The 26,103-nt window shown below is 72.5% G+C and carries 22 protein-coding genes; 9 read left to right on the top strand and 13 right to left on the bottom strand.

Features of this window, described 5'->3' with window-relative positions:
* Positions 1-60: 60 nt before the first annotated feature.
* Positions 61-705, top strand: coding sequence for a LysE family translocator (locus AB0J40_RS03155; protein ID WP_364446692.1), 645 nt, complete (start codon positions 61-63; stop codon positions 703-705).
* Here the strand turns inward: AB0J40_RS03155 and AB0J40_RS03150 are convergent.
* From AB0J40_RS03150 to AB0J40_RS03130, 5 genes are read right to left on the bottom strand one after another with little or no spacing between them, the layout of a single operon-like run.
* The gene (locus tag AB0J40_RS03150; RefSeq protein WP_364446689.1) at positions 686-1,012 is read right to left on the bottom strand and encodes a helix-turn-helix domain-containing protein; all 327 of its coding nucleotides are present in this window, start codon (positions 1,010-1,012) and stop codon (positions 686-688) included. The two genes, AB0J40_RS03155 and AB0J40_RS03150, sit on opposite strands and share 20 nt — an antisense overlap.
* A complete protein-coding gene (locus AB0J40_RS03145) occupies positions 1,009-1,800 on the bottom strand; it encodes a TIGR03620 family F420-dependent LLM class oxidoreductase (RefSeq protein ID WP_364446686.1) in 792 nt (263 codons plus the stop codon). The genes AB0J40_RS03150 and AB0J40_RS03145 overlap by 4 nt, the downstream gene beginning before the upstream one ends.
* Before the next feature lie 37 nt (positions 1,801-1,837).
* Positions 1,838-6,307 (bottom strand): hypothetical protein, encoded by a 4,470-nt coding sequence (locus tag AB0J40_RS03140; protein WP_364446683.1) that lies wholly within the window; start codon positions 6,305-6,307, stop codon positions 1,838-1,840.
* Positions 6,308-6,317: 10 nt separating this feature from the next.
* On the bottom strand, positions 6,318-7,118 hold the full coding sequence (locus tag AB0J40_RS03135) for a hypothetical protein (RefSeq protein ID WP_364446681.1): 801 nt from the start codon (positions 7,116-7,118) through the stop codon (positions 6,318-6,320).
* Entirely contained in the window at positions 7,118-8,590 is a 1,473-nt protein-coding gene (locus tag AB0J40_RS03130) for a hypothetical protein (RefSeq protein WP_364446678.1), read from the bottom strand. The genes AB0J40_RS03135 and AB0J40_RS03130 overlap by 1 nt, the downstream gene beginning before the upstream one ends.
* A gap of 62 nt (positions 8,591-8,652) precedes the next feature.
* Here AB0J40_RS03130 and AB0J40_RS03125 point away from each other — a divergent pair, with 62 nt between their 5' ends.
* The 3 genes from AB0J40_RS03125 (at position 8,653) to AB0J40_RS03115 (ending at position 12,754) form a co-directional block, all read left to right on the top strand.
* Positions 8,653-9,090: a PPOX class F420-dependent oxidoreductase gene (locus AB0J40_RS03125; RefSeq protein ID WP_364446675.1), complete on the top strand. Its 438-nt coding sequence runs from the start codon at positions 8,653-8,655 to the stop codon at positions 9,088-9,090.
* A 38-nt stretch (positions 9,091-9,128) separates the two neighbouring features.
* The gene (locus AB0J40_RS03120; protein WP_364446672.1) at positions 9,129-9,968 is read left to right on the top strand and encodes a coproporphyrinogen III oxidase; all 840 of its coding nucleotides are present in this window, start codon (positions 9,129-9,131) and stop codon (positions 9,966-9,968) included.
* A gap of 221 nt (positions 9,969-10,189) precedes the next feature.
* Positions 10,190-12,754: a PQQ-dependent sugar dehydrogenase gene (locus AB0J40_RS03115; protein WP_364446669.1), complete on the top strand. Its 2,565-nt coding sequence runs from the start codon at positions 10,190-10,192 to the stop codon at positions 12,752-12,754.
* A gap of 48 nt (positions 12,755-12,802) precedes the next feature.
* Here the strand turns inward: AB0J40_RS03115 and AB0J40_RS03110 are convergent, their stop codons facing one another.
* Entirely contained in the window at positions 12,803-13,171 is a 369-nt protein-coding gene (locus AB0J40_RS03110) for a hypothetical protein (protein WP_364446667.1), read from the bottom strand.
* Between the two features lie 163 nt (positions 13,172-13,334).
* Between AB0J40_RS03110 and AB0J40_RS03105 the strand changes: the two genes are divergently transcribed.
* Positions 13,335-14,450 carry a hypothetical protein gene (locus AB0J40_RS03105; RefSeq protein WP_364446665.1) on the top strand — a complete coding sequence of 372 codons (1,116 nt, stop codon included), beginning with the start codon at positions 13,335-13,337 and terminating at the stop codon, positions 14,448-14,450.
* Here AB0J40_RS03105 and AB0J40_RS03100 read toward each other — a convergent pair.
* Complete coding sequence (locus tag AB0J40_RS03100; RefSeq protein ID WP_364446662.1) at positions 14,425-15,033, bottom strand: TetR/AcrR family transcriptional regulator; 609 nt, start codon at positions 15,031-15,033, stop codon at positions 14,425-14,427. The two genes, AB0J40_RS03105 and AB0J40_RS03100, sit on opposite strands and share 26 nt — an antisense overlap.
* Positions 15,034-15,103: 70 nt before the next feature.
* Between AB0J40_RS03100 and AB0J40_RS03095 the strand changes: the two genes are divergently transcribed.
* Positions 15,104-16,030, top strand: a complete 927-nt coding sequence (locus tag AB0J40_RS03095; protein WP_364446660.1) for a sterol desaturase family protein — start codon at positions 15,104-15,106, stop codon at positions 16,028-16,030.
* Here the strand turns inward: AB0J40_RS03095 and AB0J40_RS03090 are convergent.
* Positions 15,916-16,812: a helix-turn-helix transcriptional regulator gene (locus AB0J40_RS03090; protein ID WP_364446657.1), complete on the bottom strand. Its 897-nt coding sequence runs from the start codon at positions 16,810-16,812 to the stop codon at positions 15,916-15,918. The two genes, AB0J40_RS03095 and AB0J40_RS03090, sit on opposite strands and share 115 nt — an antisense overlap.
* A 164-nt stretch (positions 16,813-16,976) precedes the next feature.
* Between AB0J40_RS03090 and AB0J40_RS03085 the strand changes: the two genes are divergently transcribed.
* The gene (locus tag AB0J40_RS03085; protein ID WP_364446654.1) at positions 16,977-18,365 is read left to right on the top strand and encodes an MFS transporter; all 1,389 of its coding nucleotides are present in this window, start codon (positions 16,977-16,979) and stop codon (positions 18,363-18,365) included.
* A 1-nt stretch (position 18,366) separates the two neighbouring features.
* Here the strand turns inward: AB0J40_RS03085 and AB0J40_RS03080 are convergent, their stop codons facing one another.
* The 5 genes from AB0J40_RS03080 to uvrC all read right to left on the bottom strand — a co-directional run bounded on the left by AB0J40_RS03080 (position 18,367) and on the right by uvrC (position 24,364).
* On the bottom strand, positions 18,367-19,383 hold the full coding sequence (locus tag AB0J40_RS03080) for a glucosyl-3-phosphoglycerate synthase (protein WP_364446651.1): 1,017 nt from the start codon (positions 19,381-19,383) through the stop codon (positions 18,367-18,369).
* Positions 19,384-19,522: 139 nt separating this feature from the next.
* Positions 19,523-20,515 carry a DNA-binding protein WhiA gene (gene whiA / locus AB0J40_RS03075; RefSeq protein WP_086671216.1) on the bottom strand — a complete coding sequence of 331 codons (993 nt, stop codon included), beginning with the start codon at positions 20,513-20,515 and terminating at the stop codon, positions 19,523-19,525.
* Complete coding sequence (gene yvcK, locus AB0J40_RS03070; protein WP_364446648.1) at positions 20,506-21,507, bottom strand: uridine diphosphate-N-acetylglucosamine-binding protein YvcK; 1,002 nt, start codon at positions 21,505-21,507, stop codon at positions 20,506-20,508. Before yvcK ends, whiA begins: the two co-directional genes overlap by 10 nt.
* Before the next feature lies 1 nt (position 21,508).
* On the bottom strand, positions 21,509-22,366 hold the full coding sequence (gene rapZ / locus AB0J40_RS03065) for an RNase adapter RapZ (RefSeq protein WP_003101350.1): 858 nt from the start codon (positions 22,364-22,366) through the stop codon (positions 21,509-21,511).
* A 42-nt stretch (positions 22,367-22,408) separates the two neighbouring features.
* Entirely contained in the window at positions 22,409-24,364 is a 1,956-nt protein-coding gene (gene uvrC / locus AB0J40_RS03060) for an excinuclease ABC subunit UvrC (RefSeq protein ID WP_364446646.1), read from the bottom strand.
* 166 nt (positions 24,365-24,530) lie between these two features.
* On the opposite strand from uvrC, the gene AB0J40_RS03055 reads away from it, so the two are divergent.
* Positions 24,531-25,262, top strand: coding sequence for a trypsin-like serine protease (locus AB0J40_RS03055; RefSeq protein ID WP_364446643.1), 732 nt, complete (start codon positions 24,531-24,533; stop codon positions 25,260-25,262).
* A 56-nt stretch (positions 25,263-25,318) separates the two neighbouring features.
* Positions 25,319-26,095, top strand: coding sequence for an exodeoxyribonuclease III (locus tag AB0J40_RS03050; RefSeq protein WP_364446640.1), 777 nt, complete (start codon positions 25,319-25,321; stop codon positions 26,093-26,095).
* Positions 26,096-26,103: the final 8 nt, after the last annotated feature.

Raw genomic sequence — 26,103 nt, 5'->3', positions numbered from 1 at the left:
ACCACCGGCCACCGACAAAAACCGCTGGTCACCCCCGCGCCCCGGAGCTAGCCTGCGGAAATGGTCTCCGGTGCGCACTTCGCGGCCTTCGCCGCGCTGACGTTCCTCATGGTCGTCGTCCCCGGACCGAGCGTGCTGTTCACCATCAGCCGCGCGCTCACCGTCGGCCGGCGTGACGCGCTGCTCACCGTGGTGGGCAACTCCGCCGGTGTCTACACGCAGGTAGTCGCGGTCGCGTTCGGCCTCGGCGCGCTCGTGACGACGTCGGCCGCGATCTTCACCGCGATCAAGATCGCCGGTGCGCTCTACCTCGTGTACCTGGGCGTCCAGGCGTTCCGGCACCGCCGGAAGCTCACCGACGCCATGGCCGCCAAGGTGCGCGCGACGCCCGGCCGGGTCCTGACGGTGCTGCGCGACGGGTTCGTCGTCGGCTTCGCGAACCCGAAGTCGATCGTGTTCCTCGCCGCGCTGCTGCCCCAGTTCGTCGACCCGGCCGCCGGGTCCGTGCCGGCGCAGATGCTGGTGCTCGGGCTGTGCCTGCCGGCGATCGCGCTGACCACCGACAGCGCGTGGGCGCTGGTCGCGGGCACCGCCCGCGCGTGGTTCGCGCGCTCGCCGAAGCGCCTGGAACTGGTGGGCGGCACCGGCGGCCTGGTGATGATCGGCCTCGGCACCACCCTCGCGTTCACCGGCCGGGGTGACTGAGCACCAGGTCCAGCAGCCCGGGGAACGCCGCGTCGAATTCGGGGCGCCGCAAGCGGTTCAGCCGCCGCGGGCCTTCGTCGCGCTGCTCGATCAGGCCCGCCGCGCGCAGCACCCCGAAGTGGTGGCTGAGCGTCGCCTTCGCCACCGGCAGGTCGAACGTGCCGCACGCCTTCGACCACTCCGGCACCGCGGCGAGCGAGCGCAGGATGCTGCGGCGCACGGGGTCGGCGACCGCGGCGAGGGCGTCCTGCAGGGACACCTCCGCCGGGACGCCGTGGGTGAGGCCGCGGGCCCGCGCCGAGGTCACCGGACCGCCTCGACGAGCCGCGGCCACCACTCCCGCGGCAGGCCGTCGAGCGGGACGACCACCTGGTCGGCGCCCGCGGCCCGGTACTCCCGCAGCCGCGCGGCGACGGTGTCGAAGTCGCCCCACACGGTGAGGCCGTCGACCAGCCGGTCGGACAGGTCCGCGATGTCCGCGTCGGTGAAGCCCATCCGCCGGAAGTTCGCCGCGTAGCCCGGCATCCCGGCCAGGAACTTCAGCGAGCCGCCCCGCACGGTCTCGCGGACCTCGGCCCGGTCGGCCGACGCGACCACGTTCATCAGCACCGCCAGCTGCGGGCCCGCGCCCAGGATCTCCCGCGCCGAGGCGACGTAGTCCGTCGTGACCAGGTACGGGTACGCGCCCGAGGCGCGGTCGCGGGCCAGCTCGAGCATCCGCGGCCCCAGCGCCGAGAGGATCCGCGCCGACGGCGGCACGGCTGCGTCGATCTCGTCGAGGTAGTCGCCGAGGGCCGCCAGCGGCCGGGGCCCGTGCGCGCCGCCCAGGCCGACGACGAAGCGCCCGGCGGGCAGGTCCGCATACGCGGCGGCCACCGCGGCCGACGGCACCCGGTCGACCGAGAGGATCCCGCTCGCCACCTGGATCCGCGAGGTCCCGCGGACGACTCCGGTGATCTGCGGCAGGTTGTTCCCCTGGCCGCCGGCCATCCACAGCGTGGCGTAGCCCAGCTCCTCCAGTTCGGCCGCGGTCGCCACGGCGGCGTCGGTGTCGAGTGCGGTGTGGGTGGCCCCCAGCGGCCCCAGGTTCGTCATGCGCCCGGCAACCACCGAACCCCGGCGGATGTTCCCGTCAGGCCGGCTGTTCGTCCTCAGCGGAATCGGCGGGCTCCTCGGCCGGCCGCGTGAACATCCGGGTCGCCGACAGCCGCGCGACGCCGTCGGGCTCGCCCAGGTCCTCCAGTGAGTTCCGGATCGTCGAGTCCACCGACAGGTACTTGCGGCCCGCGCGCAGGTCGGCGTCGTTGCGCAGCCGCACGATCAGCGGGAACTCCGACAGCGCGCCCGCGTCGAACAGCCCCGTCGTGTAGATCAGCTGCACGCCGAGCGCCTCGGCGACCGCGCGCTGCAGCTCCAGCAGGTAGCCCGCGGAGGCGCGGCCGATCGGGTTGTCGAGGAACAGCACGCCCGAGTGCCGGTTGCGCACCTTGCCGCGGTTGTTGGCCCGCAGCGCGGCCAGGGTGCAGTACAGGATGATCGCCGCGGTCAGCTGCTGACCGCCGGAGAAGACGTCACGGATCTCCGAGACCCGCTGGCGTTCGGTCCGCAGCACCGAGTCCGGCTTGAGCATGTCGACGCGGAAGCCCTTGGGCGCCGCGGCCCGGACCCCGCGCAGCACCAGGGAAAGCCCGTCGCGCTTGACGTCCCGGCCGTCCGCGGTCTTGCCGACGGCGGCCTCGTCGACGACCTCGCCGAGCTTCTCGGTGAGCGCGTTGTCCTCCAGCTCGGTGAACCGGATGCGGAGGAACTCCTGCCCGGACCAGTCGCCGAGCCCGTCCGGCAACCGCGAGACGCGCTGGGCCGAGCGCAACGTCCGGAGCGCGCCGTCGACCATGCCCTGCAGGCGGGTGATGATCCCGCCGCGGTGCCGGTCGATCTGCGCGAGGTCGTCGGTGAGCGACCGCAGCCGGGGCCGCAGCGCTTCGGCCCACTCGGCGGCGTGCGCCGGGAGCTGGTCGCGCTTGACGGAGACGACCTGCTGGCGCACCGGCGTGCTCAGCTTCTCGAACCGCTTCTCCGTCGCGTACTGCGCGAGCTGGTCCGCGGCCGCGCGCACCCGGCGGTCACCCGCGTCCGCGGCCTCCTGCGCCTGGGTGAGCGTCGCGTTCAGGCGGGCGTGCTGGGCGCGGGCGGTCTCGACATCGCCGTCGTAGGCCACCGCTGTGTCCTTCTCGGTGTCGGTCACCAGGTGGGCCATCGACTCCGCGAGCAGCGCGAACCCCGACGCCGAAGCGCGGGCCGACTCCAGCGTCGCTTCCGCCGCGGCCCGGCGTTCCTGCAGCTCTTCCCACTTGCGCGCGGCCGCCGACGCCTCCAGGCCCGCCGCGTCGATCAACTCCAAGCCGTGCTCGATGTCCCGCGGCTTCTCGCCGGTGACGCCGTTCTGCAGCGGCAACGCGTCCAGCTCGGCGCGCCGCGTCGAGACGAGCCCGATGGCTTCGGTCCGTTCGTCCTCCAGGCCGTCGACGACCCGGCGGGCGCGCGCCAACGCGGCCGCGCGGGCGGAAGCGTCGGAACCGTCCGGGGTTTCCAGCAGCTCGGCCGCGCGGACCCGGACCTCCTCGTCCAGGGACTCCACGGCCGAGCCCGCGGCCGCTTCGGCCGACTCGGCCTGTTCCAGCTCGGCGCGCAGGTCGCTGCCGACCTCGACCTTCGCGTACGACTCGGACGCCGACAGGTACGTCCGCCGCAGGGCGTCGACCGGCTCGGACGGCACCGGGCCCTCCGACGCCTCGGCCGCGCCGGGCACCTCGGCGAGTTCGGCGCGCGCGGTGGTCGCCGTGCGGCGGTGGCCGTCGGCGGTGCGCTGCTCCTCCCCCGCCTGCTCGCGCAGCCGCGCGGCCTTGGCCGCCGCGTCGGCGGCCTGCAGGTCGGCGCGCTCGGCGACCTCGGTGGCGCGCTCGACGTCTTCGGTCCACTCGGTGATCCGCGCGCTGCGGGCCCCCAGCTCCCCGAGCCGCCGCGCGCGTTCCTCGGCTTCGGCCGCGGCCGCGCGCAGTTCGGGGACGCGCTCACGCAGTGACGCCGCTTTCTCGCTCAACCGCGCGAATTCGGCGTCGGCCTGTTCCAGCGCCGTGCGCGCGGTCTCGCGCGCGGTGCGGGCGGCCTGGGCCTGCTCGGCCAGGGTCGCGATGGCGCCGGGCGGGTAGTCCTCGCGCCAGGTGGTGAGCTTCCACGTCAGCGCGCCGTCCGCGGACAGCTTGGCGGCCAACGCTTCGAGCCGCCGCTGCCGCTCGGTGTGCCGCCGGGCCACGGCTTCCCGCTCGGCGTCGGCGGCTTCTTCGTCGTACATCGCGGGGTTCGGCGGCACCAGGAATTCGACGCCGGGCGCGGCCGGGACCTCGGCCTGCAGGGCCTCGGTGGTGCCGACGGCGATGATCGCGCTCGGCAGCAGCCGCCGCTTGGCCAGCACTTCGCGGGCGCGATCGGCGTGCGCGGCGTCGTTCAGGAGCACGCCGGACACCAGCTGCGGCAGGGTTTCCAGCACCTCGGCCCGGCGCGAAGCGTCCAGTTTGGACAGATAGCGCCAGCCGGACCACGCCGTGATCCCGGCGTCTTCCAGCGCGTCGAGGGCGGCCTGGACGTCCTCCGGCGGCGGGAGCAGCCCGCCGGAGCCGAGGGCGGCCAGCGCGCGCTCGTCGGCGGACTCCTCCATCCGCAGCGCGGTCTGCTCCTTCTCGACGGCCGCGCTCGCCTCGCGCAGCCGTTCCAGCAGCACCGGAAGGTCGCTTTCCAAAGCGACGTCGTCCGCGCCGAGCAGCTCGATCAGGCGGCCCTCCGCGGCCAGCGCGTCGGTGCGGCGGTGGGCGCGGTCGAGGTCCTCGGTGGCGCGCTCGAAGCGGTCCTGGGTGGTGCCCGCGAGCTGGTGCGCCTCGTTCACGGCCCGTTGCGCCGCTTGGAGATCCGCCGCGACGCGGTCGAGTTCCTGCTCGCGCCGCGCGAGTTCGGCGGTGGCCGCCTCGGCCGCGCTCCGGGCGGCGCGGGACGCCTCGGCGACGTCGGCGCCCGAAGGCAGCAACCCCGCGCGTACGGCGTTCTGGACTTCTTCGCGCAGCTCGGTGATCCGGGCGGTGAGGCCCCGCGCCTCGGCGCGCCGGGCGGCCGCGAGGTTCGCGGCTTCGTCGCGTTCGGTCTGCGCCTTCTCGGCTTCGGCCCGCAATGCGCCCGCGTGCGCTTCGGCCTTGTCGGCCTGACGCTGCGCGTCCTGTGCCAGCGCGTGCAACCCGCGCGCGAGGGCCGAAGCGGCATCGTTGCGCGCCTTCAGCGCCGGCCGCGCCTTCTCCTCCCGGCTGCCGACGAGTTCGCGCAGGTCCTTCGCCTTGCGGGCCGCGTTCAGGGAGTTGAGCACGGTCGCCGTTTCGCGCCAGGCCTCCGCCGCGGTCTTCGCGGCGGCGAGTTCGGCGTCGACGCGCTTGCGGGCCTCCTGGGCTTCGTCCAGGCGCAGCACCGCGACCAGGCGGCGCAGCTCCGTGACGGCCGCCGCGAGCCGCCGGTGGTCGCCCTCGGCGAGCTTCTCCGCGGACTTGACCTCGGTGACGTGGTCCTCGAGCCCGGACAGCCGCGCGTTCTCGAGTTCGTTGCGCGCGACGACGCGCCCGGCCAGCTCGGCCATGTCGGCCTTCGCGGACTCGGCGATCTTCCGCGACTCCGCGGCGACGCCTTCCTCCGCGGCCAGCGGCCCCAGCAGGTCCAAGGCGCCGGCCACGAAGTCGCGTTCCGCCAGCAGATCCCCGCGCTGCGCCAAGTTGTGCGCGTACGTGGCGACTACCTCGGCGAGGTCCTTCGGCTCCTCTTCGGAGATCACCGCGCGCAGCAGGAACTCGACGAACGCGTCGTCGGTGCCGAACGCGAACGCGTCCGCCGCCTCTCCTTCGCCCGCGTTCATCGCCCGCTGGTAGCGGAACAGCTCGGTGTCGAGGCCGAGGGAGTCCAGGCGGCCGGTCCACTCGTGGTGGCGCCGGGTCCAGAACAGTTCCAGCTCGGGCTCGGCCAGCTGGGCGGCGGCGAGCTTGTCGTGGAAACCGGACATGGTGAGCAGCCGGCCGTCCTGGGTCATCGGCAGCGCGTCGAGCCCCAGCGCGGCGGTCGGGCGGAAGCAGTACCAGGAGTCGACGAGGTTCTCGGAGTCGGCGGACACGACGTGGCCACGCCATTCGGAGACCTTGCCGGTGATGATCCGGTGCCCGCTCTCGACGTGCAGCCACTCCAGCACGACGTGCGAGACGTCCTTGGCGGCGACGAACTTCTCCAGGACCTTGGTGCTCGTGGTGCCGACGACCTGGCGGCGGCCGGGCAGCATCACCGAGAAGATCAGCTTGATGAGCACCGACTTGCCGCCGCCGTTCTCGAGGAACAGCACGCTGGCCGGCGACGGGCGGCGCAGCTCGGCCGGCCCGGTCGCGTGGATGCCCGCGCTGAACAGGGCGTCCTGCTTGGGCGCGGTGATCTTGGCGCCGACGCCGCTGAAGTCGAGCACGACGTCCTGGTAGCGGGCACCCGCCGGGCCCACCGAGTGCAGGCGGACCCGCGAAAGCTCGTACATCGATTCCCCTCTACAGCGTGTCGGAAGCGGCCGCGCGCAGCGTGCCCCCGGCGTTCGCGACCGCCACGACGTCGAGCGCGAGCAAGTCGTCGAAGGCGGCGTCGGCGGCGAGTTCCCGCACCTGGATCTGGTAGCGCGGCGTGGTCCGGTAGGTGCCGCCCTGTTCGTCGCTCACCGGCACCAGGAAGCCCTGGTCGGCGAGGAAGCGCAGGGCGCGGCTGACCATGCCGCGGGTGGTGTCGGCGGCCAGCCGCCCGTCCTTGGTGGCCGCGGCCGCGGGGCGGCGGGTGTAGGCGCGCCAGGCCTGTTCCAGCTCGGGCGCGTCGGCCAGCGGGTCGTTGTTGGCCTCGGCCGCCGCGGCGCGCTCGTCGAGCATGCGGGCGGCTTCGCGGACCATCGCGTCGACCTGTTCGACGCTGACGCGGCCGATGTAGGTGTCGTTGGCCAGGTCGTCCGGCCGCGGGTAGCCCAGCGCGGCGGTGGCGAGGTGGATGAGGCCGTGCAGGACCTTCTCGGTGTCGCGGCGCTCGCGGATCTTGGCCTGGCGGGCGTAGGAGTCCATCTTGATCTCGAAGACCGACTCGTCGGTGGCCGCGAGGACCGCGCCGGCCTGCTGGTTGACCTCGAGGACCATGAGGCCGAGCCCGGCGGCGACGGCGTGGGTGAGCGCCTTGAACGCGTTGTCCTCGCCGTAGCGGCGCACGAGGTCGCCGTAGACGACGTCACGCGCGGGCAGCTGCTTCGGCCGCATGCCGAACGCGACCAGCCGGGCCGCGGCTTCGGCGTCCACGCTGCTGTGGGACAGCGCCATTACGCGACTTCCTCTTCTTCGTCGGCCCGCTCGACGGCGGCGGTGGACAGGAGCAGGTCGGCGCCGCCGAACTCCGGGTCGTCCAGGAGCGTGCCGTCGTCGACGGCGAGCAGCACCTGGCGGTCGCCCTGGCGGCGGGCCGCGCCGACCCCGGGACTGTAGGCGTGGACGGCGCGCAGCGCGACCAGGGCGGCGAGCCCCGGCTGGCGGCTGCGGCGCGCTTCTTCGAGCAGGCCAGACAGCCGCCGCGGCACCTCGGGCAGGTCGAGGAGTTCGTCGGCCGCGCGCCAGACGTCGTCGCCGAAGCGGTCGGTGGTTTCCGCGGGCATCAGCTCCGGCTCGGGGATCTCTCCGACGAGCTGGTCGCGTTCCGGGGCCGGGCGAAGGAGCAGCGAGACCAGGGACGACAGCGACGGCACGACCGGCGCGGTGATGCCGGCGGCGGCGTGGAAGAAGTGCTCGGCGGGCGCGACGGCGTCGGCCAGGGGCAGCCCGAGCGTCGGGACGAGGAGCTGGCCGAACAGGTCGAGGGTGGCGCGCTGGGGCGGGCCGGAGAACTGCTGGCGGTCCTGCTCGGCGCGGAACACCGCGCCCGCGTCGGCCAGCCGGGACTGCAGGCGGGTGTGGCGGCGGATGCAGTCGCCGACGATGTCGACCAGCTCGGCGGCCCGGCGCTTCTTGTCGAGGTCCTCGGTCTCGTCGCGGGCGGTGGTGATGTTCTTCAGGATGGCGTTCTCGGCGCGGAAGCGGGCCTCGATGTGGCTGAGCGCGCTGTCGAGCAGCTCCGGGACCTCACGTTCCCAGTCGACCGACCGGACGTCGCGGCGGGTGGCGTCGAGCTTCGCGCGCAGGGTCTCGCCGTACTGGACGGTCCGGTAGCGGGCCTGCTCGGCGGCCAGCTTCGCGTCGGCGAGGCGGCCGCGGTTGATCAGGTTCTCCAGCTTGACCTCGGCGGCGATCTGCGCGGACTCGACGTCGGTGTCGAGGGCGCCGACCAGGACGTTGATCGCCTCGTCGGTGGCGCGCAGGTAGACCTCGCCGTCCGGCGCGGCCAGCTCGACCAGCAGCTTGAAGTCGAACTGGCGCCGCTGGTAGCCGCCGGGGCCGATCGAGCCGTAGACGCGCCGGAAGCCGCGGTCGGTGGTACCGACGTTGATCAGGTTGTCCAGGACCCACTTGGCGACGCGGACGTGCTCCTCGGGCATCCGCGACGGCGCCTGCTGGGCGATGAAGGGCAGCAGCCGGTCGATGACCTGGTCGTGGCCGGCGCCGGTGTCGAAGTCCATCGCGATGGTGACCTGGTCGATCGTGTGCAGCGCGATCTCGGCCATCTGGTAGATGGTGGCGTCGGCCCAGTCGAGCTTCGCCTTCCGCGCGTCCAGGTCGTGCAGCGGCGCGGTGCAGGCCAGCGCCTTGAGGCGGCGCGTCAGCCCCTCGTCCGCCAGTCCGGTCGCCCCCGTGTCGTCTCGCACAGCAGGCCAGGCTAGTCGGCCACCCTCTGCGCACGCGCGGGTGACGGGATAACGTCCCCCTCATGCGTGAGATGAGCCGTGACGAGTGGTGGCAGTTCGCGTCCGAGGGCACCCGCACGGGCATGCTGGGCCTGGTGAGGGCCAACGGCGCCCCGATCGTGACACCGGTGTGGTTCCTGCTGAACGAGGGCCCGCACGGCGACGAGCTGATCTTCACCACGGGCACCGAGACGCTGAAGGGCAAGGCCATCACCCGCGACGGCCGGATTTCCCTCGCCGTCGACGACCAGAAACCGCCGTATTCGTACGTGCAGTTCACCGCCGAGGCGCGGCTGACGCACGACTTCGACGACATGCTGGCGTGGGCGACGAAGCTGGGCGCGCGGTACATGGGTGCCGAGCGGGCCGAGGAGTACGGGAAGCGCAACGCCGTCCCCGAAGAGTCCCTCGTCCGGGCGACGATCACCAAGGTCATCGCGCGCGCCGAGATCGCCGGCTGACCCGGATTTCGCGTACCCTGCCCGGTGGGGGTGGGGCCATGCTTCCGGGTGAGGACGACAGACGTGACGCCGTCAAGGCGATCCTGAACTCCGGCCAGCGCGAGCTGGTCGCCGAGCTGGAACGCCTCGACGGCGGGGCCCGCTTCGGCCGCGGCCGGGCGCGCCTGCTGGACAACGGGGACGTTTTCGAGCGCGCCGGCGTCTGCGTGACCTCGACCGACGACGGCGGGTTCTTCACCTGCGGGCTGTCGGTCGTGATCCACCCGCGCAACCCTTATGTGCCGGCCTTCCAGGCGCACTTCCGGTACTGCGAAGCCGGGGAGACCTGGTGGTTCGGCGGCGCCGCCGAGCTCATCCCCTGCTACGGCTTCGCCGAGGACGCCACCCACTTCCACCGCGTGCTCCGCGCCCACTGCGACACGCTCGACCCGGCGTTCCACGCGCAGGCCAAGCGGACCGCGGACGACCGCTTCCGGCTGCCGCACCGCGACGAGCCGCACGGCCTCGGCGGCATCGCCTACGACCACCTGCGCCCGCCCGGCCCGCACGGCTGGCGGCGCGCCGCGGCGTTCACGGCGGCGGGCATCGCCACCATCGCGCCCGCGTACCTCCCGATCGTGCGGCGGCGGCAGGACCTCGCCCACGGCGAACGCGAGCGGCAGTGGCAGCTGCACCGCCGGGGCCGGTACGTCGAGGCCGCCCTCCACCACGCCGCGTCCGCCCCGCGAGCCGACGCCGAGGCGAGCCTGCTGGCGTTGCCGCCGTCGGCGCGGTGGGAGCCGGGGCTCACGCCGGAACCGGGGAGCCCGGAAGCGGAGCTGGCAGCACTGCTCGTCCCCCGCGACTGGGCGGGCGAAACCGCCGCGGTGGCCGGCTGAGCCCGAGCGCGCGCTTGAGCCTGGCGCGCACCGGTGAGCGGGAAACCCTTCTTCACCAAGGGTGAGCGGTCCTGTCGAGTATTGACACGGCCCGCTCGGAGGGTGTGAGATCTGTCCCATAGATAGGAAACTTTCCTAACTATTAGGTCCGATTCCGGTGGTCCGCCGACCAGTTCCGCCCCGGTCACCCCCTGTCCCCCGACCCACGCAGGAGGCTCCCAGTGGCACCCCGTCCACCGTGGCGCGTGGTACTGGCCGGTACCGCCGTCGCGGCGCTCGGCCTCACCGCGCTCAGTCCGGTAAGCGCTTTCGCCGCGGACACCGACTACGAGTCCGAAAACGCCGTGATCTCCCAGGGCGCCGTCGAATCGAACCACGCCGGCTACTCCGGCACCGGGTTCGTCAACTTCGACAACGTCGCCGGCAGCTACGTCGAATACTCCGTGAACGCCGCCCAGGCGGGCACGCACACCCTGACCTTCCGCTACGCCAACGGAACCGCCGACAACCGCCCGGTGAAGCTCGTCGTCGACGGCGGGGACAAGGGGACCGTGGACTTCCCCGGCACCGGCGCCTGGACGACCTGGAAGACCGCCACCGCGACCGTCCAGCTGACCGCCGGCGTCAACAAGATCCGCACCACCGCCACCACCGCGAACGGCGGCCCCAACGCCGACAAGCTCACCGACACCTTCGTCGCGCCGACCGACGGCGAACCGCCGTCGCCGCCGTCGAACCTCAAGGCGAGCAACATCCTCCCGACCGCGGCCACCTTCAGCTGGACCGCGGCCACCGACAACGTCGGCGTCGTCCGCTACGAGATCAACCGCGGCGGCAACATCCTCAAGACCGTCGACGGGAACACCACCAGCGCGACCGTCGACAACCTGACCCCGAACACCGCCTACGACATCTCGGTCGGCGCGTTCGACGCCGCGGGCAACCCGTCGCAGCAGAGCAACGTGGTCACCTTCACCACGCCGCCCAGCGACGACACCACCCCGCCCACCGTGCCGGGCAACCTGCGCTCCACCGGCGTCACCGCGAACAGCGTTTCCCTGGCGTGGAACGCTTCGACGGACAACGGCGGCACCATCGCGGGCTACGACGTCTACCAGGGCACCGCGAAGGTGGCCACGACGACGTCCCTGAGCACGACGGTCACCGACCTCAACCCGAGCACCTCGTACACCTTCACGGTCAAGGCGCGCGACCCCGACGGCAACAGCTCCGCGGCGAGCAACGCCGTCACCGTCAAGACGTCCGCTCCGGGCGGCGCAGGGGGCATCCCGGAGTACGACAAGGACATCGCGAAGGTCGACCTCGCCTGGTCGGTGGACTTCCTGCCCAACGGCAACGCGCTGGTGACCGAGCGGGACCGGTTCGAGATCCTGCTGGTGACGCCGTCCGGCCAGAAGACCACGCTGGGCAAGGTGCCGGGCGCGGTCGGCACCAACGGCGAAGGCGGCCTGCTCGGCCTGGCGATCTCGCCGAACTGGGCCACCGACCACGCGATCTACCTGTACCACACGGCATCCGGCGACAACCGGATCGTGAAGATGACCTACGACGGCAGCACGCTGTCCTCGACGTCGACGCCGGTGCTGACCGGGATCGCGAAGAACCGCTACCACAACGGCGGCCGGATCAAGTTCGGCCCGGACGGCAAGCTCTACGCCACCGTGGGCGACGCCAAGAACAGTGACAACGCGCAGAACAAGAGCTCGCTCAACGGGAAGATCCTGCGGCTCAACCCGGACGGCTCCGCGCCGAGCGACAACCCGTTCTACGCCACCGGCGGCAACGCGCGGTACGTCTGGAGCTACGGCCACCGCAACCCACAGGGCCTGGCCTGGGACTCGCGCGGCCAGCTGTGGGCGGCGGAGTTCGGCGAGAGCAGCCAGGACGAGCTCAACCTGATCCAGAAGGGCGGCAACTTCGGCTGGCCCAGCTGCGAGGGCACGCAGGGCAGCTGCAGCGGCTTCATCGCGCCGAAAAAGACCTGGCCGACATCGCAGGCCGGGCCGAGCGGGCTGGAGATCGTCAACGACTGGATCTACATCGCCGGCGTCACCGGCGAGCAGATGTTCGCCACGCAGATCAACTCGGCGGGCACCGGGGTCGGGACCGTGTCGACCCTCTTCTCGGGCCGCTGGGGCCGGCTGCGGTCGGTCACCAAGACCCCGGACGGCGGACTGTGGCTGACGTCGACGAACAACGACAAGAACGGCGGCACGCCGTCGGTGCTGGACAACGTGATCGTGCGGCTGAAGTTCCCCGGCGGGTCGACGCCGGGTGACTTCAAGCTGACCAGCTCCGCGTTCGCCGACAACGCGACCATCCCGGACAAGTACACGTGCGCCGGCGACGGCACGGCGGGCCAGGACCCGTCGCCGCCGCTCGCGTGGGGCGCGGCCGCCGGCGCGAAGGCCTACGCGATCGTGTTCGCCGACGTCGCCAACGGCGGGAACAAGCTGCACTGGGCGATCTGGGACGTGCCGGCCGCGACGAAGTCGCTGCCGGAAGGCCTCGGCGCGGGCTACACCGTGCCGAACCAGGGTGGCGCCAAGCAGAAGGCGATGGGCAGCGGGGCGAACGCGCTGAAGTTCTTCGGCCCCTGCCCGGGCGGGTCCAGCCACCCGTACACGTTCACGCTCTACGCCCTGAACACCGCGACGGTCCCCGGCCTGAGCTCGTCTTCGACGATGGCCCAGATCGAAACGGCGATCAAGGGCGCGTCGACGGCGAACGCGGTGCTGCGCGGCAAGTCCAGCGCGGCCGCCTGAAAGCCGCGGCAGGGGTGACCGGAGCGGCGCCGGTCACCCCTGCCGCCCTCACCCCTGTTCGGTGAGCGTGCGCAGGTGCGCGTCGACGTCGAAGCCGTGTTCCTCCAGCCGGCGGCGGGCGAGCAGGAGCTCGTCGGGGGTGAACAGCTCCGAGTACTCCGCGCGGAGCATCGTGGCCTCGGAACTGCGGCCGAGCTGGTTCTTCTCCCAGAGGACGGTGAACCCGCCCGCGGTGCCGGCACCGCGCAGCAGGAGCCGGGCCGCTTCGACGCCGCCGTGCTCGCGGACCATGCGCTCGAACTGGGCCGGCCGATAGCCGTAGTCCTTGGCCAGGACCCGGCAGCCGTCGAGCAGGTCCTCGGTGAACCGCGCGGCGAGGCGGGGGTCGGCCGGGACGGGGGCGGCTGGTTCGGGCATGGGACACCTTCCGACGCGATGGCTTCCCTGATTAATCGCGAACGCTACCGGTTTCGCTACGCCGTTCGGGCAAGCATTCGGCAAACACCACTCTGCGTGGGCAGATTAACGGACAAACCCGGCCAAACGGAAACCGTCGGTGGCGCCTGCCATGCTGACCGGCATGCGAACCGTGGTGCACGGCGACGTTCATGTCCACTATGGACAGATCTACGTCCACAGCGAAGGCGGCGAGGACTTCGACGGCGACCTGTCGGCCTGCTTCGCCGGGCAGCGCAACGGGCTGTGCGGCGCCGCCGTGGCGGGCACGTTGTTCCTGCTCACCGGGCTGCACACCGGGGACGTCGGCTTCACCGCCGAGGTGCACGAGACCGAGCCGCCCGACGCCGGCGGGGAGGACGTCGTCGAGGCGCCGTTCCGGGCGGAGGGGCCGGCGAGGCTCGTGACCTGGGGCGGCGAGGACTGGTGGGACCTGGAACTGGCGCCGGGCGACTACCGCGTCCGCTACAGCGCCACCGCGATGGACGCGGGCCGCGAGCAGGACACCCGCCTCGACGGCGAGCCCGGGCGGGACCGCTACCTGCTGCAGTTCTGGCCCGCTCCCCCGGCGCCCGACGCGGTCGTCCGGCAGCACAGCGCGGCCGCCGCGTACTGGCACGACTTCGCGCGGAAGCTGCCCCCACCGCCGACGGCCGAGGAACTCGCCGAGGCCTGGGAGGCGCGGCAGCGGGCCGAAGAGGAGGCGCGGGCGAAGGCGAAGCACGAGGAGCTGCTGCGCGAGTGGGACGGCGAACTGCCGGGCGAAGAGATCTTGCGGCTGCGCGGCACACTCCGGCAGCTCGCGAAGCAGGACCGCGCGCTGATCGGTGCCGCCGTGGCGGCGCCGGCGGAGCTCCAGCGCGCGCTCGCCCGGTGGGTCGCGCGGCGGACGTGCGAACGGGCCGGCCTGGACGCCGTCGGCTGGATCGCCGAGGGCTTGCGCGCACTCGAGGAAGGCCGGCCGCTGCCCCCGCCGTTCGACGACTGGCAGGCGGCGTGGGACCGCTTGCTGTCGGACCCCGGGGTGCCGCACACGCTGGTCCGGACACCGGACGGGCGCCACGACAACGCGCTGCAGCAGGCCATGGCCTTCCCGGCGATCTTCGCCGCGGCGAAGGCCGATCCCCACGAGGCGCTGGGTCAGGCGCTTTCGGCCGCCACCGTGACCTTCGGGGACGATCGGGCGGCCTTCTTCGCCGAAGCCCGCGCCGAGCTCACCAGCCGAACAGGCCCGCCATGATGCGCGCGCACCGGGCCGTCATCGCCGCCGCGTCCTCGTCCGGGCGGTCGATCCACCAGCTGATCAGCGAGTCGACCACGCCGGTCCAGACCTGGGCGATCGCCTCGATGTCGACCGGGTCGGCCAGCCCGCGCGACGTCATCAGCTGCGTCGCCCCCACCAGCGCGAACGCGTCCAGGCGGTGCCGGTAGTCCGCCGCCGACGCCGCGATGTCGCCGGTGGCCGGGACGGTGTCGTCGCGCAGCAGGCGCCACGCGTAGCGGTCGTGGTCGAACGTCGTGAAGATCGCCGAGAGCACCTTCAACGGCATCTGGTCGGGCTCGCCGCCGGCCGCCATGGTCGTCGCGACGCCTTCGGTCAGCCGGTCGCCCGCGCGGTGCAGGCAGGCCAGGTAGAGCCCGTCCTTCGAGCCGAAGTACTGGTACAGCAACGGTTTCGTGACCCCGACCCGGCGCGCGATCTCGACCATCGACGCGCCCGCGTAGCCCACCCGGCCGAACTCCTCGGTGCCGGCGACGACGAGCTGGGCCTCGCGCTCCTCGCGCGGCATCCCCTTGGTCCCGACCGCCCTTGACTCCGTCACACGCGAGAGCCTACCGTGCGTAAAGTGACCCGAGGGTAAGTTACCGTCAGGTCAGATCAGAGGAGGCGACGTGGCCGAGTTGCTGGCGCACCTGCGCGACCCCGTGCTGTTCGCGATTCCGGTGTTTCTGCTGTTCGTGGCGATCGAGGTCGTCGCGGTGCACGTGCTCGGCCACGACGACAACGTCATCGGCTACAGCGTCGCCGACACCCGCACGAGCATGCTGATGGGCACGGTCGCGGTCGGCGTCAACGCGCTGTTCCGGCTGGTGATGCTCGTCGTCTTCGCCGCGCTGTTCGAGCTGGCGCCGGTCCGGTTCGACCCGCGCGACTGGTGGACGTGGGTGCTCATGCTGCTCGGCCAGGAACTGGTCTTCTACGCCTACCACCGCGCCAGCCACCGCGTGCGGCTGCTGTGGGCCGGCCACCAGGTGCACCACTCCAGCGAGCACTACAACTTCTCGACGGCGCTGCGCCAGAAGTGGACGCCGTACTTCCAGCTGCCCTTCTGGTCGGTGCTGGCGCTGTGCGGGATCCCGCCGTGGATGATCCTGACCGGCCTCTCGATCGACCTCGTCTACCAGTTCTTCGTGCACACCGAGAAGGTCGGCAAGCTGCCGCGCTGGTTCGAGTACGTCTTCAACACCCCGTCGCACCACCGCGTCCACCACGGCAGCGACGAGGAGTACCTGGACGCCAACTACGGCGGCATCCTGATCATCTGGGATCGCCTGTTCGGCAGCTTCGTGCCGGAGGGCAAGCGGCCGACCTACGGGCTGACGAAGAACATCGGCACGTACCACCTGCTCAAGGTCGGCTTCCACGAGTACGGCTCGATCCTGCGCGACCTGCGCACGGCCCGGACGTGGCGCGAGCGCGCGGGTTACGTGCTCGGCCCGCCCGGGTGGGCGCCCCGCACCACCGCCGGCGCCGGCGCCGACGCGCTGCCCAGGAGTTTGAGCGCGGTCTCCGACGGCGAACCGAGCTCGGCCGTGTAGGCGATCAGGCGCTGGCCCGACGTGCCCGGGATGACGAGGTTCTCGAAGCTGAGCTCCAGTTCGCCGACCACCGGGTGGCGCAGCAGCTTGACGCCGGAGGTGCACGTGCGCACCGGGTGCCGGGCCCACAGCTTCGCGAACTCGTCGGAGTTCATCGTGAGCCCGCCGACTAGCTCGGCCAGCGCGCGGTCGTCGTGGTGGCGCCCGGCGACCAGGCGCAGCGCCGCCACCGCGAGGTCCGCCTGCTCGTCCCAATTCCGGTAGAGGGCGCGGTACCGCTCGTCCAGGAACAGCATCCGGGTCAGGTTGGGCCGGGTCGCCGGGTCGTCCGGGGCGCCGGGCGCGAGGTGGGCCGCGAGCAGTGCGTGGCCCAGCTGGTTCCAGGCGAGGACGTCGGTGCGCCGATCCATGAGCACGGCGGGGACGTGGGTCATCGCCCCCAGCAGCTGCCGCGCCGACGCGCTCGCGTGCGCCACCCGCCGCGGCGCGGGGCGGGCGGACACGGCGGGCCGGGCGAGGTCCTTCAGGTGGGCCGTCTCGTCTTCGGTGAGCCGCAGGGTGCGCGCGATCGCCTCCAGCGTGCTGTCGGAGGCGTTGTTCGCGCGGCCCTGCTCGAGGCGCGTGTAGTGGGTGATGCTGACGTTGGCGAGCGTCGCCAGCTCCTCGCGGCGCAGGCCGGTGACGCGGCGGCGGGCCGGGTGCGGCGTGATGCCGACGTCCTCGGGACGCAGCGCGGCGCGCCGCGACTTGAGGAAGTCGCCCAGCTCGGACGGGGCTGCCATGGACACCTCCGGTGGTCACCCCCATGATGCCCGGACCGGAGGCGGTGAGCCTGGTGCTGTCGTGACCACCCTCGCGTGGACGGGGCGAAACGGGGTGCTGGCTGGGGTTCCGGGTACCGGCGATCGTTCTCGGTGATCGACGAACCCCGCTGGAAAGGACTCCCGTGTCCGTCACCGAAACCGAGGCGCCCGCCCGGCTCACCCCCCGGCTGCGGCTGGTGCTCGTGCTGCTGCTCGCCACGCAGTTCATGCTCGCCGCGGACTTCGCCATCCTGAACGTCGCGCTGCCGGTGATCGGCGGGAACCTCGGCTTCCCGCTGGGGCACCTGCAGTGGATCGCGACCGCGTTCGCGCTGTGCGCCGCCGGGTTCACGCTGTTCTTCGGCCGGGTCGCGGACCTGTTCGGCAGGCGGCGGCTGTTCCTCGGCGGCCTGGTCGTCCTGGGCGCGGCGTCGATCCTGGGCGGTCTGGCGCGGAACCCGGAGATGCTGATCGTCGCGCGCGTCTTCCAGGGGCTGGCCACCGCCGCCGTGACGCCGGCCGCGCTGTCGCTGATGACGGTGTCGTTCCCGGAGGGCCCGTTGCGCCGGAAGGCGCTCGGCCTCAACGGCGCGCTGATGTCGAGCGGCTTCACCGCCGGCGCCATCCTCGGCGGCGTGCTGACCGACCTGCTGTCGTGGCGGTGGGCGTTCTTCGTCAACGTGCCGGTCGCGCTCGCCGTGCTGCTCGTCGCCCCGGCCGTGATCAAGGAGTCCCGGCCCGGCGATCGTCCCAGGCTCGACGTGCCCGGCGCCGTCACCGTGACGCTCGGCCTGCTGGCCGTCATCTTCGGCCTCACCCAGGCGAGCGAGGCGGGCTGGGGCTCGGCGACCGTCCTCGGGTCGCTGGCCGCCGGTGTGGTGCTGCTGCTGGTGTTCCACGCCGTCGAGCGCAGGGTGGCCGCGCCGCTCGTGCCGCTCTCCGTGCTCCGCAGGCGGTCGGTGGCCTGGGGCAATGTCGCGGGCCTGATCGCGTTCCTCACCGAGACCTCGCTGGTGTTCCCGCTGACGCTCTACCTGCAGGAAGTGCTCGGCTTCTCCCCGCTCGCGGCAGGCCTGTCGTTCGGCGTGCTCGGCCTGGGCACGGTCACCGGCGGCGTGCTCGCCCCGAAGGTCATCGGCAAGGTCGGCAGCAAGCGCACGCTGATCGTCGGCGGCATCCTGCAGGCGGTGTTCACCGCGGCCCTGCTCGGCCTCGGCGACGACCGCTCGTGGATGGTGCTGATGCTGGTCGCCGGCTTCGCCGGTGGCGTCGGCAACATGCTCGTCATCGTCGGGTTCATGGTGACGGCCACCTCGGGGCTGGCCGACCGCGAACAGGGCCTGGCCACCGGCCTCGCCACGATGACCCAGCAGGTCGGCATCACGATGGGGACGCCGATCATGAGCGTCGTGGTGACGTCGGCGGGAGCCACGGCCATCCTCGGCGGCTTGAAGGCGGCGATCGCGGTGAACGCCGCGATCGTCCTCCTCGGCCTGCTGACCAGCGCCCTGTTCCTGCGCGGCGACCGCTGACCTACGCCGTTTCGCGCAGGGCCAGCGCGTTCTCCGGGCGCAGCGCCGCCGACAGGGTCGCCAGCGGCGGGCGCTGCGGGGACGTCAGGTCGGTCAGCACGAGTTCGCGCTCGACGCCGTTCTCCGAGACCCCGCGCTGGAACTGCGCGAGCAGCGTGGCCGGCGGGATCGCGGTGACCAGGCGGCCGTGGTGCTCCAGGCGGTCGAAGAGCGTCTGCATGATCTGCCCGGACATCCGGCCCAGCGCCTGCGTGCTCTGGTGCCGGTGGACGCGGTGGCCGAGGTCGACCTGCGCGAGCGCGTCCAGGCCGCGCAGCTCCAGCAGGTCGATGAGGTGCCCGATCTCGACGCCGTAGTTGACGACGAACGGGATGCTCTCCAGCACCTCGCGGCGGCCCGCGTACTCGCCGGCCAGCGGCTGCACGAACCCGGCCAGCTCCGGCCAGAACATGTTGAGCAGCGGCCGGGCGACCAGCTCGGTGACGCGGCCGCCGCCTTCCGGCTCGCTGCCCGCCGCGCCGTTCAGCGGACGGTGGTAGAAGCCCTTGACGTAGGCCACCGCCGGGTCGGTCAGCAGCGGGCCGAGCAGCCCGGTGACGTAGTCGGTGGTGAAGTCGTAGAGGTCACCGTCGACGAAGACGACGAGGTCGCCGGTCGTCGCCGCGACGCCCTTCCACAGCGCCTCGCCCTTGCCCTGCAGCCCCTCCAGGGCGGGGAAGACGGCGTCCTGCGCGACGACCCGGGCCCCGGCCGCGGCGGCGACCTCGGCGGTGGCGTCGGTGGAGTGGCTGTCGACGACGAGGATCTCGTCGACCAGGCTGCCGCCCAGCTCCTCGCGGATGGCGGTGACGATCGCCCCGACGGTGGCTTCCTCGTTCCGGGCCGGGATGACGACGGAGACGGTGGTCCCCCGCTTGGCGGCGACGAGCTCGTCGGTCGTCCAGTCGCCGGCCTTGCTGCTGCGCCGGGCGAGCCAGGTACCGACCTCCGGCGACACCTGCAGGCGTGCGTTGCGCATGCTTTCCCCTTCCCTCGGTCGTCTCCGAGGTTCGAGGTGCCGCGTTTCGAGGGTGCCGCCCGGGTGCTACCGCGGTGTTACGAAGTGGCGGCCCCGGTTAACGCAGCATCGACGGCCGCGACCCGACGGCGGCCGACCGTCAGGCGTCTTCCTCTTCGAGCATCTCCGGGGTGACCGCGGATTCCGTGTCCGGGATGTTCAGGTCCTTCGCCCGCTTGTCCGCCATCGCCAGCAGCCGGCGGATCCGCCCGGCCACCGCGTCCTTCGTCATCTGCGGGTCCGACAGCTGGCCCAGCTCCTCCAGCGACGCCTGCCGGTTCGACAGCCGGAGCTTGCCCGCCGCCAGCAGGTGGTCCGGCGCCGTGTCGCCCAGGATCTCCAGTGCCCGCTCCACCCGGGCCGCCGCCGCGACCGCCGCGCGGGCCGACCGGCGCAGGTTCGCGTCGTCGAAGTTCGCCAGGCGGTTGGCCGTCGCGCGGACCTCGCGGCGCATCCGGCGCTCTTCCCACTGCAGGACGCTCGTGTGCGCGCCCAGGCGGGTCAGCAGCGCGCCGATCGCGTCGCCGTCGCGGACCACCACCCGGTCGGCTCCGCGGACTTCGCGGGACTTCGCCTGGATGCCCATCCGGCGCGCCGCGCCGACCAGCGCCAGCGCCGCCTCCGGGCCCGGGCAGGTCACCTCGAGCGACGACGAGCGGCCCGGTTCGGTCAGGGAGCCGTGCGCGAGGAACGCGCCGCGCCACGCCGCTTCCGCGTCGGCCACTCCCCCGGACACCACGGCCGCGGGCAGCCCGCGCACCGGGCGGCCGCGCTGGTCGATCAGCCCGGTCTGGCGGGCCAGGCCCTCGCCGTCCTTGACCACGCGCACGACGTACCGGGTGCCCTTGCGCAGCCCGCCGCTGGCGGTGATGACGTGGACGTCCGAATGGTGGCCGTACAGCTCGTGGATCTCCTTGCGCAGCCGTCGCGCGACCGAGCCCGTGTCCAGCTCCGCCTCCACGACCACCCGGCCGGCCACGATGTGCAGCCCGCCGGCGAAGCGGAGCAGTGACGCGACCTCCGCCCGGCGCGGCCCGATCTTCGTGATCTCCAGCCGGCTCAGCTCGTCCTTCACCGCGGCGGTCATCGCCATTGCTGCCCCTCCCTGCCTTTCGCTCCTCCCCCGTACTCCCCGCCCCTGCCGAGACCGAGAGCCTCCCGCATACTCCGCGCGAGCGCATCAGGATCATGCCGTCCCGCCACTTCGGGGTCGGCCACCGCCCCCAGGTGCGCCCGGCCGCCGAGCCGTTCCGCCGCGCGCCGGAGATTCGCCGGGTCGGGCACGGAATCGCGGTCCGCGATCACCGCGTCGACCCGCAGATCGGGCGCGTGCTCGAAGAGTACGTCCAGGTGCCGCTCCGGCGAGAACCCCGCGGTTTCCCCCGGCTGGGGGACAAGGTTGAGCACGAGCACCTTCGTCGCGGTGGTTTTCACGAGCGCGTCGTGCAGCCCGGGCACGAGCAGGTGAGGCAAAACGCTCGTGAACCACGAACCCGGGCCGAGGAAGACGACGTCGGCGTTCAGCACCGCCTCGACCGCTTCCTCGCACGCCAGCGGCGGCCGCCCAGGGCGGCCCGACGAGTGCAGGCTCACGCGCTGCACCTGCCCCGGCGTCGACGCCACCGCGACCTGGCCGCGGATCGTGCGCAGCGCCGCCGGGTCTTCGCTGTCGAGACCGCTGACCTGGCCCTCGATCTCCAGCGGCTCCGGCGACATCGGCAGCACGCGGCCCGAGACGCCCATCAGCCGGCAGGCTTCGTCGAGCGCCGCGACCGGGTCGCCGAGCACCTCGAACAGCCCGGCCAGCAGCAGGTTGCCCACCGCGTGGCCGGCCAGTGCGCCGTCGCCGCCGAAGCGGTGCTGGAAGACCTCGGCCCACAGCGTGCCGCCGTCCTCCGCGGCGAACGCGGCGAAGGCCTGCCGGAGGTCGCCCGGCGGCAGCAGGCCGAGCTCGCGCCGCAGCCTGCCGGACGATCCGCCGTCGTCGGCCACGGTCACGACCGCGGTGACGTCGGGGGTCACCCGCCGCACCGCGGACAACGTGGCGTGCAGCCCGTGGCCGCCCCCGAGGGCGACCGCGCGCACGTTATTCACGACCAAGGTCGCGGTGCACCACCTTCACGGCCATACCGTCCTCTTTGGACAGACGCTGGGCGAGCTCGACGGACAGCGCCACGCTGCGGTGCTTGCCGCCGGTGCAGCCGACGGCGAGCGTCAGGTACCGCTTGCCCTCGCGCTTGTAGCCGGCGCCGATCAGCCGCAGCAGCTGGTGGTAGCGGTCCAGGAACTCCTCGGCGCCCTCCTGCGAGAGGACGTAGTTGCGGACCTCGCCGTCGAGGCCCGTGTGTTCGCGCAGCTCCGGGATCCAGAACGGGTTCGGCAGGAACCGGACGTCCATCACCAGGTCGGCGTCCATCGGCAGGCCGTACTTGTAGCCGAAGGACAGCACGGTGACCCGGGTCTGGGTGCTCGCCTCGGAGCCGAACGCGTCCTCGATCTTGGCGCGCAGGTCGTGCACCGACAGCGACGACGTGTCGAGCACCAGGTCGGCCTCTTCGCGCAGCGGCTCCAGCAGCGTCCGCTCCGCGGTGATGCCGTCGGCGAGCCGGCCGTCGCCCTGCATCGGGTGGCCGCGGCGGACGGCTTCGAAGCGCCGCACCAGCACCGCGTCGGTCGCCTCCAGGAACAGCACGCGCGGCTTGTAGCCCCGCGCGTCCAGGTCCTTGATGACCGAGGCGAGGTCGTCGGTGAACGCGCGCGAGCGCACGTCCATGACGACGGCCACCTTCGTGATCGCGCCGCGCGCCTGCGCGCCCAGCTCGACCATCGTCGCGATCAGCTCCGGGGGCAGGTTGTCGACGACGAACCAGCCCAGGTCCTCCAGGCACTTGGCCGCCGTGCTGCGGCCCGCCCCGGACAGCCCGGACACCACCGCGACCTCCATGCCGGACCCGCGGATCTCCTCTTGCGCACTCACTGTCTTTCCCTACTCCCCTGCTTGTGTGCCGTTGCCCGCACCGGACTCCCCGGCCAGCGCGGCGACCACGGCCTCCGCGGTGCGCCTGCCGAAGCCGGGCACCGCCTCGATCTCCTCGACCCTGGCCTGCTTGAGCTTCTTCACCGAGCCGAAGTGCTTGATCAGCGCGGTGCGGCGAGCCTGCCCCAGCCCGGGCACACTGTCCAATTCGGACGTCACCAGCCGCTTGGAGCGCTTCTCGCGGTGGTAGGTGATGGCGAAGCGGTGGGCCTCGTCACGCAGCCGCTGCAGCAGGTACAGCCCCTCCGACGTGCGCGGCAGGATCACCGGGTCGGGGTCGGCGGGCAGCCACACCTCTTCCAGCCGCTTGGCCAGCCCGATCACGGAGATGTCGGTGATGCCGAGCTCGGCCAGCACGTCCGCGGCCGCGGTGGCCTGCGGGCCCGCGCCGTCGACGACCAGCAGGTTCGGCGGGTAGGCGAACTTCTTCGGCCGGCCGGTCTCCGGGTCGAGGCCGGGCTTGCTCGTGTCCTCCGCGGTTTCCTTGAGGTAGCGGTAGAAGCGCCGGCGCACGACCTCGGCGATCGAGGCCACATCGCCTTCTTCGGCCGCCTCGCGCAGCGCGAAGCGCCGGTACTCGGACTTGCGCGCGAGCCCGTCCTCGAACACCACGAGCGACGCCACGACGTCGCTGCCCTGGATGTGGCTGATGTCGATGCACTCGATGCGCAGCGGCGCGGTGTCGAGGGCCAGGTACTCCTGCAGCTCGGTCAGCGCCGCCGAGCGGGCCGTGAGGTCGCCGGCCCGCCGCAGCTTGTGCTGGGTGAACGCCTCCCCCGCGTTGCGCTCGACCGTCTCCGCGAGGGCCTTCTTGTCGCCGCGCTGCGGCACCCGCAGCTGCACCCGGGAGCCGCGCAGCCCGCTCAGCCACTCCGCGACCGCGTCGGCGTCGGCGGGCAGCTCCGGCACCAGCACCTCGCGCGGGACGACCGGCCCGGTGTCGACGTCGTCGCGGGCGTCGAGCTCGGCCTCGTCGCCGTAGAACTGGGTGAGGAAGTGGTCGACCAGCGCCGGGACGTCCATCTCCTCGGCCTTGTCGATCACCCAGCCGCGCTGGCCGCGGACCCGGCCGCCGCGCACGTGGAAGACCTGGACGGCGGCTTCCAGCTCGTCGTGCGCGAACGCGACGACGTCGGCGTCCGTGCCGTCGCCGAGCACCACGGCCTGCTTCTCCATGGCGCGGCGCAGCGCGCCGAGGTCGTCGCGCAGCCGGGCCGCGCGCTCGAACTCGAGCTCCTCGGACGCGGCCGCCATCTCGGCTTCCAGGCGCTTGATCATGACGTCGGTCTTGCCGGCGAGGAAGTCGCAGAAGTCCTCGACGATGTCACGGTGCTCGTCCGCCGAGACGCGCCCGACGCACGGCGCCGAGCACTTGTCGATGTAGCCGAGCAGGCAGGGCCGGCCGATCTGGCCGTGGCGCCGGAACACCCCGGCCGAGCAGGTGCGGGCCGGGAAGACGCGCAGCAGCAGGTCGAGCGTCTCGCGGATGGCCCACGCGTGCGCGTACGGCCCGAAGTACCGGACGCCCTTCTTGCGCGCGCCGCGGTAGACGTGCAGGCGCGGGAACTCCTCGTTCAGCGTCACCGCGAGCACCGGGTAGCTCTTGTCGTCGCGGTAGCGGACGTTGAACCGGGGGTCGAACTCCTTGATCCAGTTGTACTCGAGCTGGAGCGCCTCGACCTCGGTGGTGACGACGGTCCATTCGACGCTCGCCGCCGTCGTCACCATCTGGCGCGTGCGCGGGTGCAAGCCGGAGAGGTCGGCGAAGTAGGAGTTCAGCCTGCTGCGGAGGCTTTTCGCCTTGCCGACGTAGATGACCCGCTTGGTCGCGTCACGGAACTTGTACACGCCAGGGGCCTCCGGGATGCTTCCCGGAGCGGGTCGGTAGGTGGTCGGGTCAGCCACTCCCCCAGCCTATTTGCCACCACCGACACTTCTCGGCGGGCCCCCAGGCTGCCCGCCGGAAGTAGGGTGATCGTCGGCGTCCCGACTTCGGTAGGTGTCCCCCTGGGTGACGCGGTGGTTACTTTCCGACCGGCCGATCCGGCCCCCGTCCGAAAGGATCCCCACCGTGAGCTCTCTCCGTCTCCTCGGCGCCGCCGCTGTGTTGTCCTCGGCCGCCGTCGCGCTGACTCTCGCGGGTGGCGCCGTGGCTTCCGCCGGCGTCCAGCCGAACATCGTCGGCGGCACCACCGCCCCCACCGTGTCGTGGGGCGCGCAGGTGTACGTCAACACCCCCGGCCGTGACTTCGAGGGCTTCAACTGCTCGGGCACGGTGATCGCCGCGCGCTGGGTGATGACGGCGGTGCACTGCCTCGACCAGGACGGGTCGGGCATGCACGTCAAGGTCGGCAGCAACACGCTGTTCTCGGGCACCGAGATCGCGGTCGACGGGGAGTACGAGTCCCCGAACGGCGACATCGCGCTGCTGCACCTGGCCGCGGCGACGAGCGCGGCGCCGATCAAGCTGGGCGGCGCCGACCCGGCGACGGGCAGCACCAACCAGCTCTACGGCTGGGGCCGCACCACCCCGACCGGCCCGCCGGCGTCGGCGTTGAAGACGGCGAACGTCCAGGTGACGGGCCGCTCGACGGACGCGTACGGCGGCCGAGCGATCCAGAGCGTCGGCATCAACGGGTCGGCGTGGAAGGGCGACTCGGGCGGCCCCCAGCTCTCGGACGGGGTGCAGGTGGGCGTCGCGTCGACGGTCCAGAACCAGAGCGGCACGAACACGCGCGGGACGAACAACTACGCGAGCGTGGCGTCGAGCCGGTCCTGGATCCGGACGACCGCGGGCGTGTGAGCCTCCGGGGCGGCGCTGCCCCGGTTCTGTCGGTGGCGTGTGGGATGCTCCCCGGCATGCGGATCGCCACCTGGAACGTGAACTCCATCGTCCCCCGCCTGCCCCGGGTGCTGGGCTTCCTGGAGGAGACGGCGCCGGACGTGCTGTGCCTGCAGGAACTGAAGACCACGACGGAGAAGTTCCCGCTGGCCGAGATCGAGGCACTGGGCTACGAGGTGGCGGCGTACGGGCTCGGGCGCTGGAACGGCGTCGGCATCGTGTCACGGGTGGGGTTGTCGGACGTGGTGCGCGGACTGCCGGACGAGCCCCGGTTCGACGGCGAGGCGGAGGCGCGGGCGATCGGCGCCACGTGCGGCGGGGTGCGGGTGTGGTCGGTGTACGTGCCGAACGGGCGTGAGCCGGACAACCCGCACTACGGGTACAAGCTGGAGTGGCTGTCGTCGCTGCACTCGCTGGTGGCTTCGGAGGTGTCGTCCGGGCCGTTCGCGGTCCTGGGCGACTTCAACGTGGCGCCGACGGACGCGGACGTGTGGGACATCGCGTTGTTCGCGGAGTCGACGCACGTGACTCCCGCGGAACGGGAAGCCCTGGCCCGCCTTCGGAAGCTGGGGCTGTCGGACGTGTTCCCGCGGCCGCTGAAGTACGACCACCCGTTCACGTACTGGGACTACCGGGCCGGGAACTTCCCGAACAACAAGGGGATGCGGATCGACCTGGTGTACGGCAACGAGGCGTTCACGTCCGCGGTGACGGATTCCTATGTGGACCGGAACATGCGGAAGGGCAAGGGCCCCTCGGACCACGCGCCGATCGTGGTGGATCTGAACCTCTGACCCGCCGG

It is taken from the genome of Amycolatopsis sp. NPDC049691 (assembly GCF_040675005.1).
Lineage (GTDB): Bacteria > Actinomycetota > Actinomycetes > Mycobacteriales > Pseudonocardiaceae > Amycolatopsis.
Note: the sequence above shows the minus strand (reverse complement) of the source record. Positions and strands in the feature narration are given on the sequence as shown.

What these genes read in the sequence shown, in the direction of transcription:
- AB0J40_RS03110 (WP_364446667.1), bottom strand. Translation starts at nt 13,171, where the DNA reads ATGCCCGAACCAGCCGCCCCCGTCCCGGCCGACCCCCGCCTCGCCGCG.
- AB0J40_RS03080 (WP_364446651.1), bottom strand. Translation starts at nt 19,383, where the DNA reads ATGCGCAACGCACGCCTGCAGGTGTCGCCGGAGGTCGGTACCTGGCTC.
- AB0J40_RS03050 (WP_364446640.1), top strand. Translation starts at nt 25,319, where the DNA reads ATGCGGATCGCCACCTGGAACGTGAACTCCATCGTCCCCCGCCTGCCC.
- rapZ (WP_003101350.1), bottom strand. Translation starts at nt 22,366, where the DNA reads ATGGAGGTCGCGGTGGTGTCCGGGCTGTCCGGGGCGGGCCGCAGCACG.
- AB0J40_RS03145 (WP_364446686.1), bottom strand. Translation starts at nt 1,800, where the DNA reads ATGACGAACCTGGGGCCGCTGGGGGCCACCCACACCGCACTCGACACC.
- AB0J40_RS03140 (WP_364446683.1), bottom strand. Translation starts at nt 6,307, where the DNA reads ATGTACGAGCTTTCGCGGGTCCGCCTGCACTCGGTGGGCCCGGCGGGT.
- whiA (WP_086671216.1), bottom strand. Translation starts at nt 20,515, where the DNA reads ATGGCGATGACCGCCGCGGTGAAGGACGAGCTGAGCCGGCTGGAGATC.
- AB0J40_RS03125 (WP_364446675.1), top strand. Translation starts at nt 8,653, where the DNA reads ATGCGTGAGATGAGCCGTGACGAGTGGTGGCAGTTCGCGTCCGAGGGC.
- AB0J40_RS03090 (WP_364446657.1), bottom strand. Translation starts at nt 16,812, where the DNA reads ATGGCAGCCCCGTCCGAGCTGGGCGACTTCCTCAAGTCGCGGCGCGCC.
- AB0J40_RS03105 (WP_364446665.1), top strand. Translation starts at nt 13,335, where the DNA reads ATGCGAACCGTGGTGCACGGCGACGTTCATGTCCACTATGGACAGATC.
- AB0J40_RS03155 (WP_364446692.1), top strand. Translation starts at nt 61, where the DNA reads ATGGTCTCCGGTGCGCACTTCGCGGCCTTCGCCGCGCTGACGTTCCTC.
- AB0J40_RS03120 (WP_364446672.1), top strand. Translation starts at nt 9,129, where the DNA reads ATGCTTCCGGGTGAGGACGACAGACGTGACGCCGTCAAGGCGATCCTG.
- AB0J40_RS03135 (WP_364446681.1), bottom strand. Translation starts at nt 7,118, where the DNA reads ATGGCGCTGTCCCACAGCAGCGTGGACGCCGAAGCCGCGGCCCGGCTG.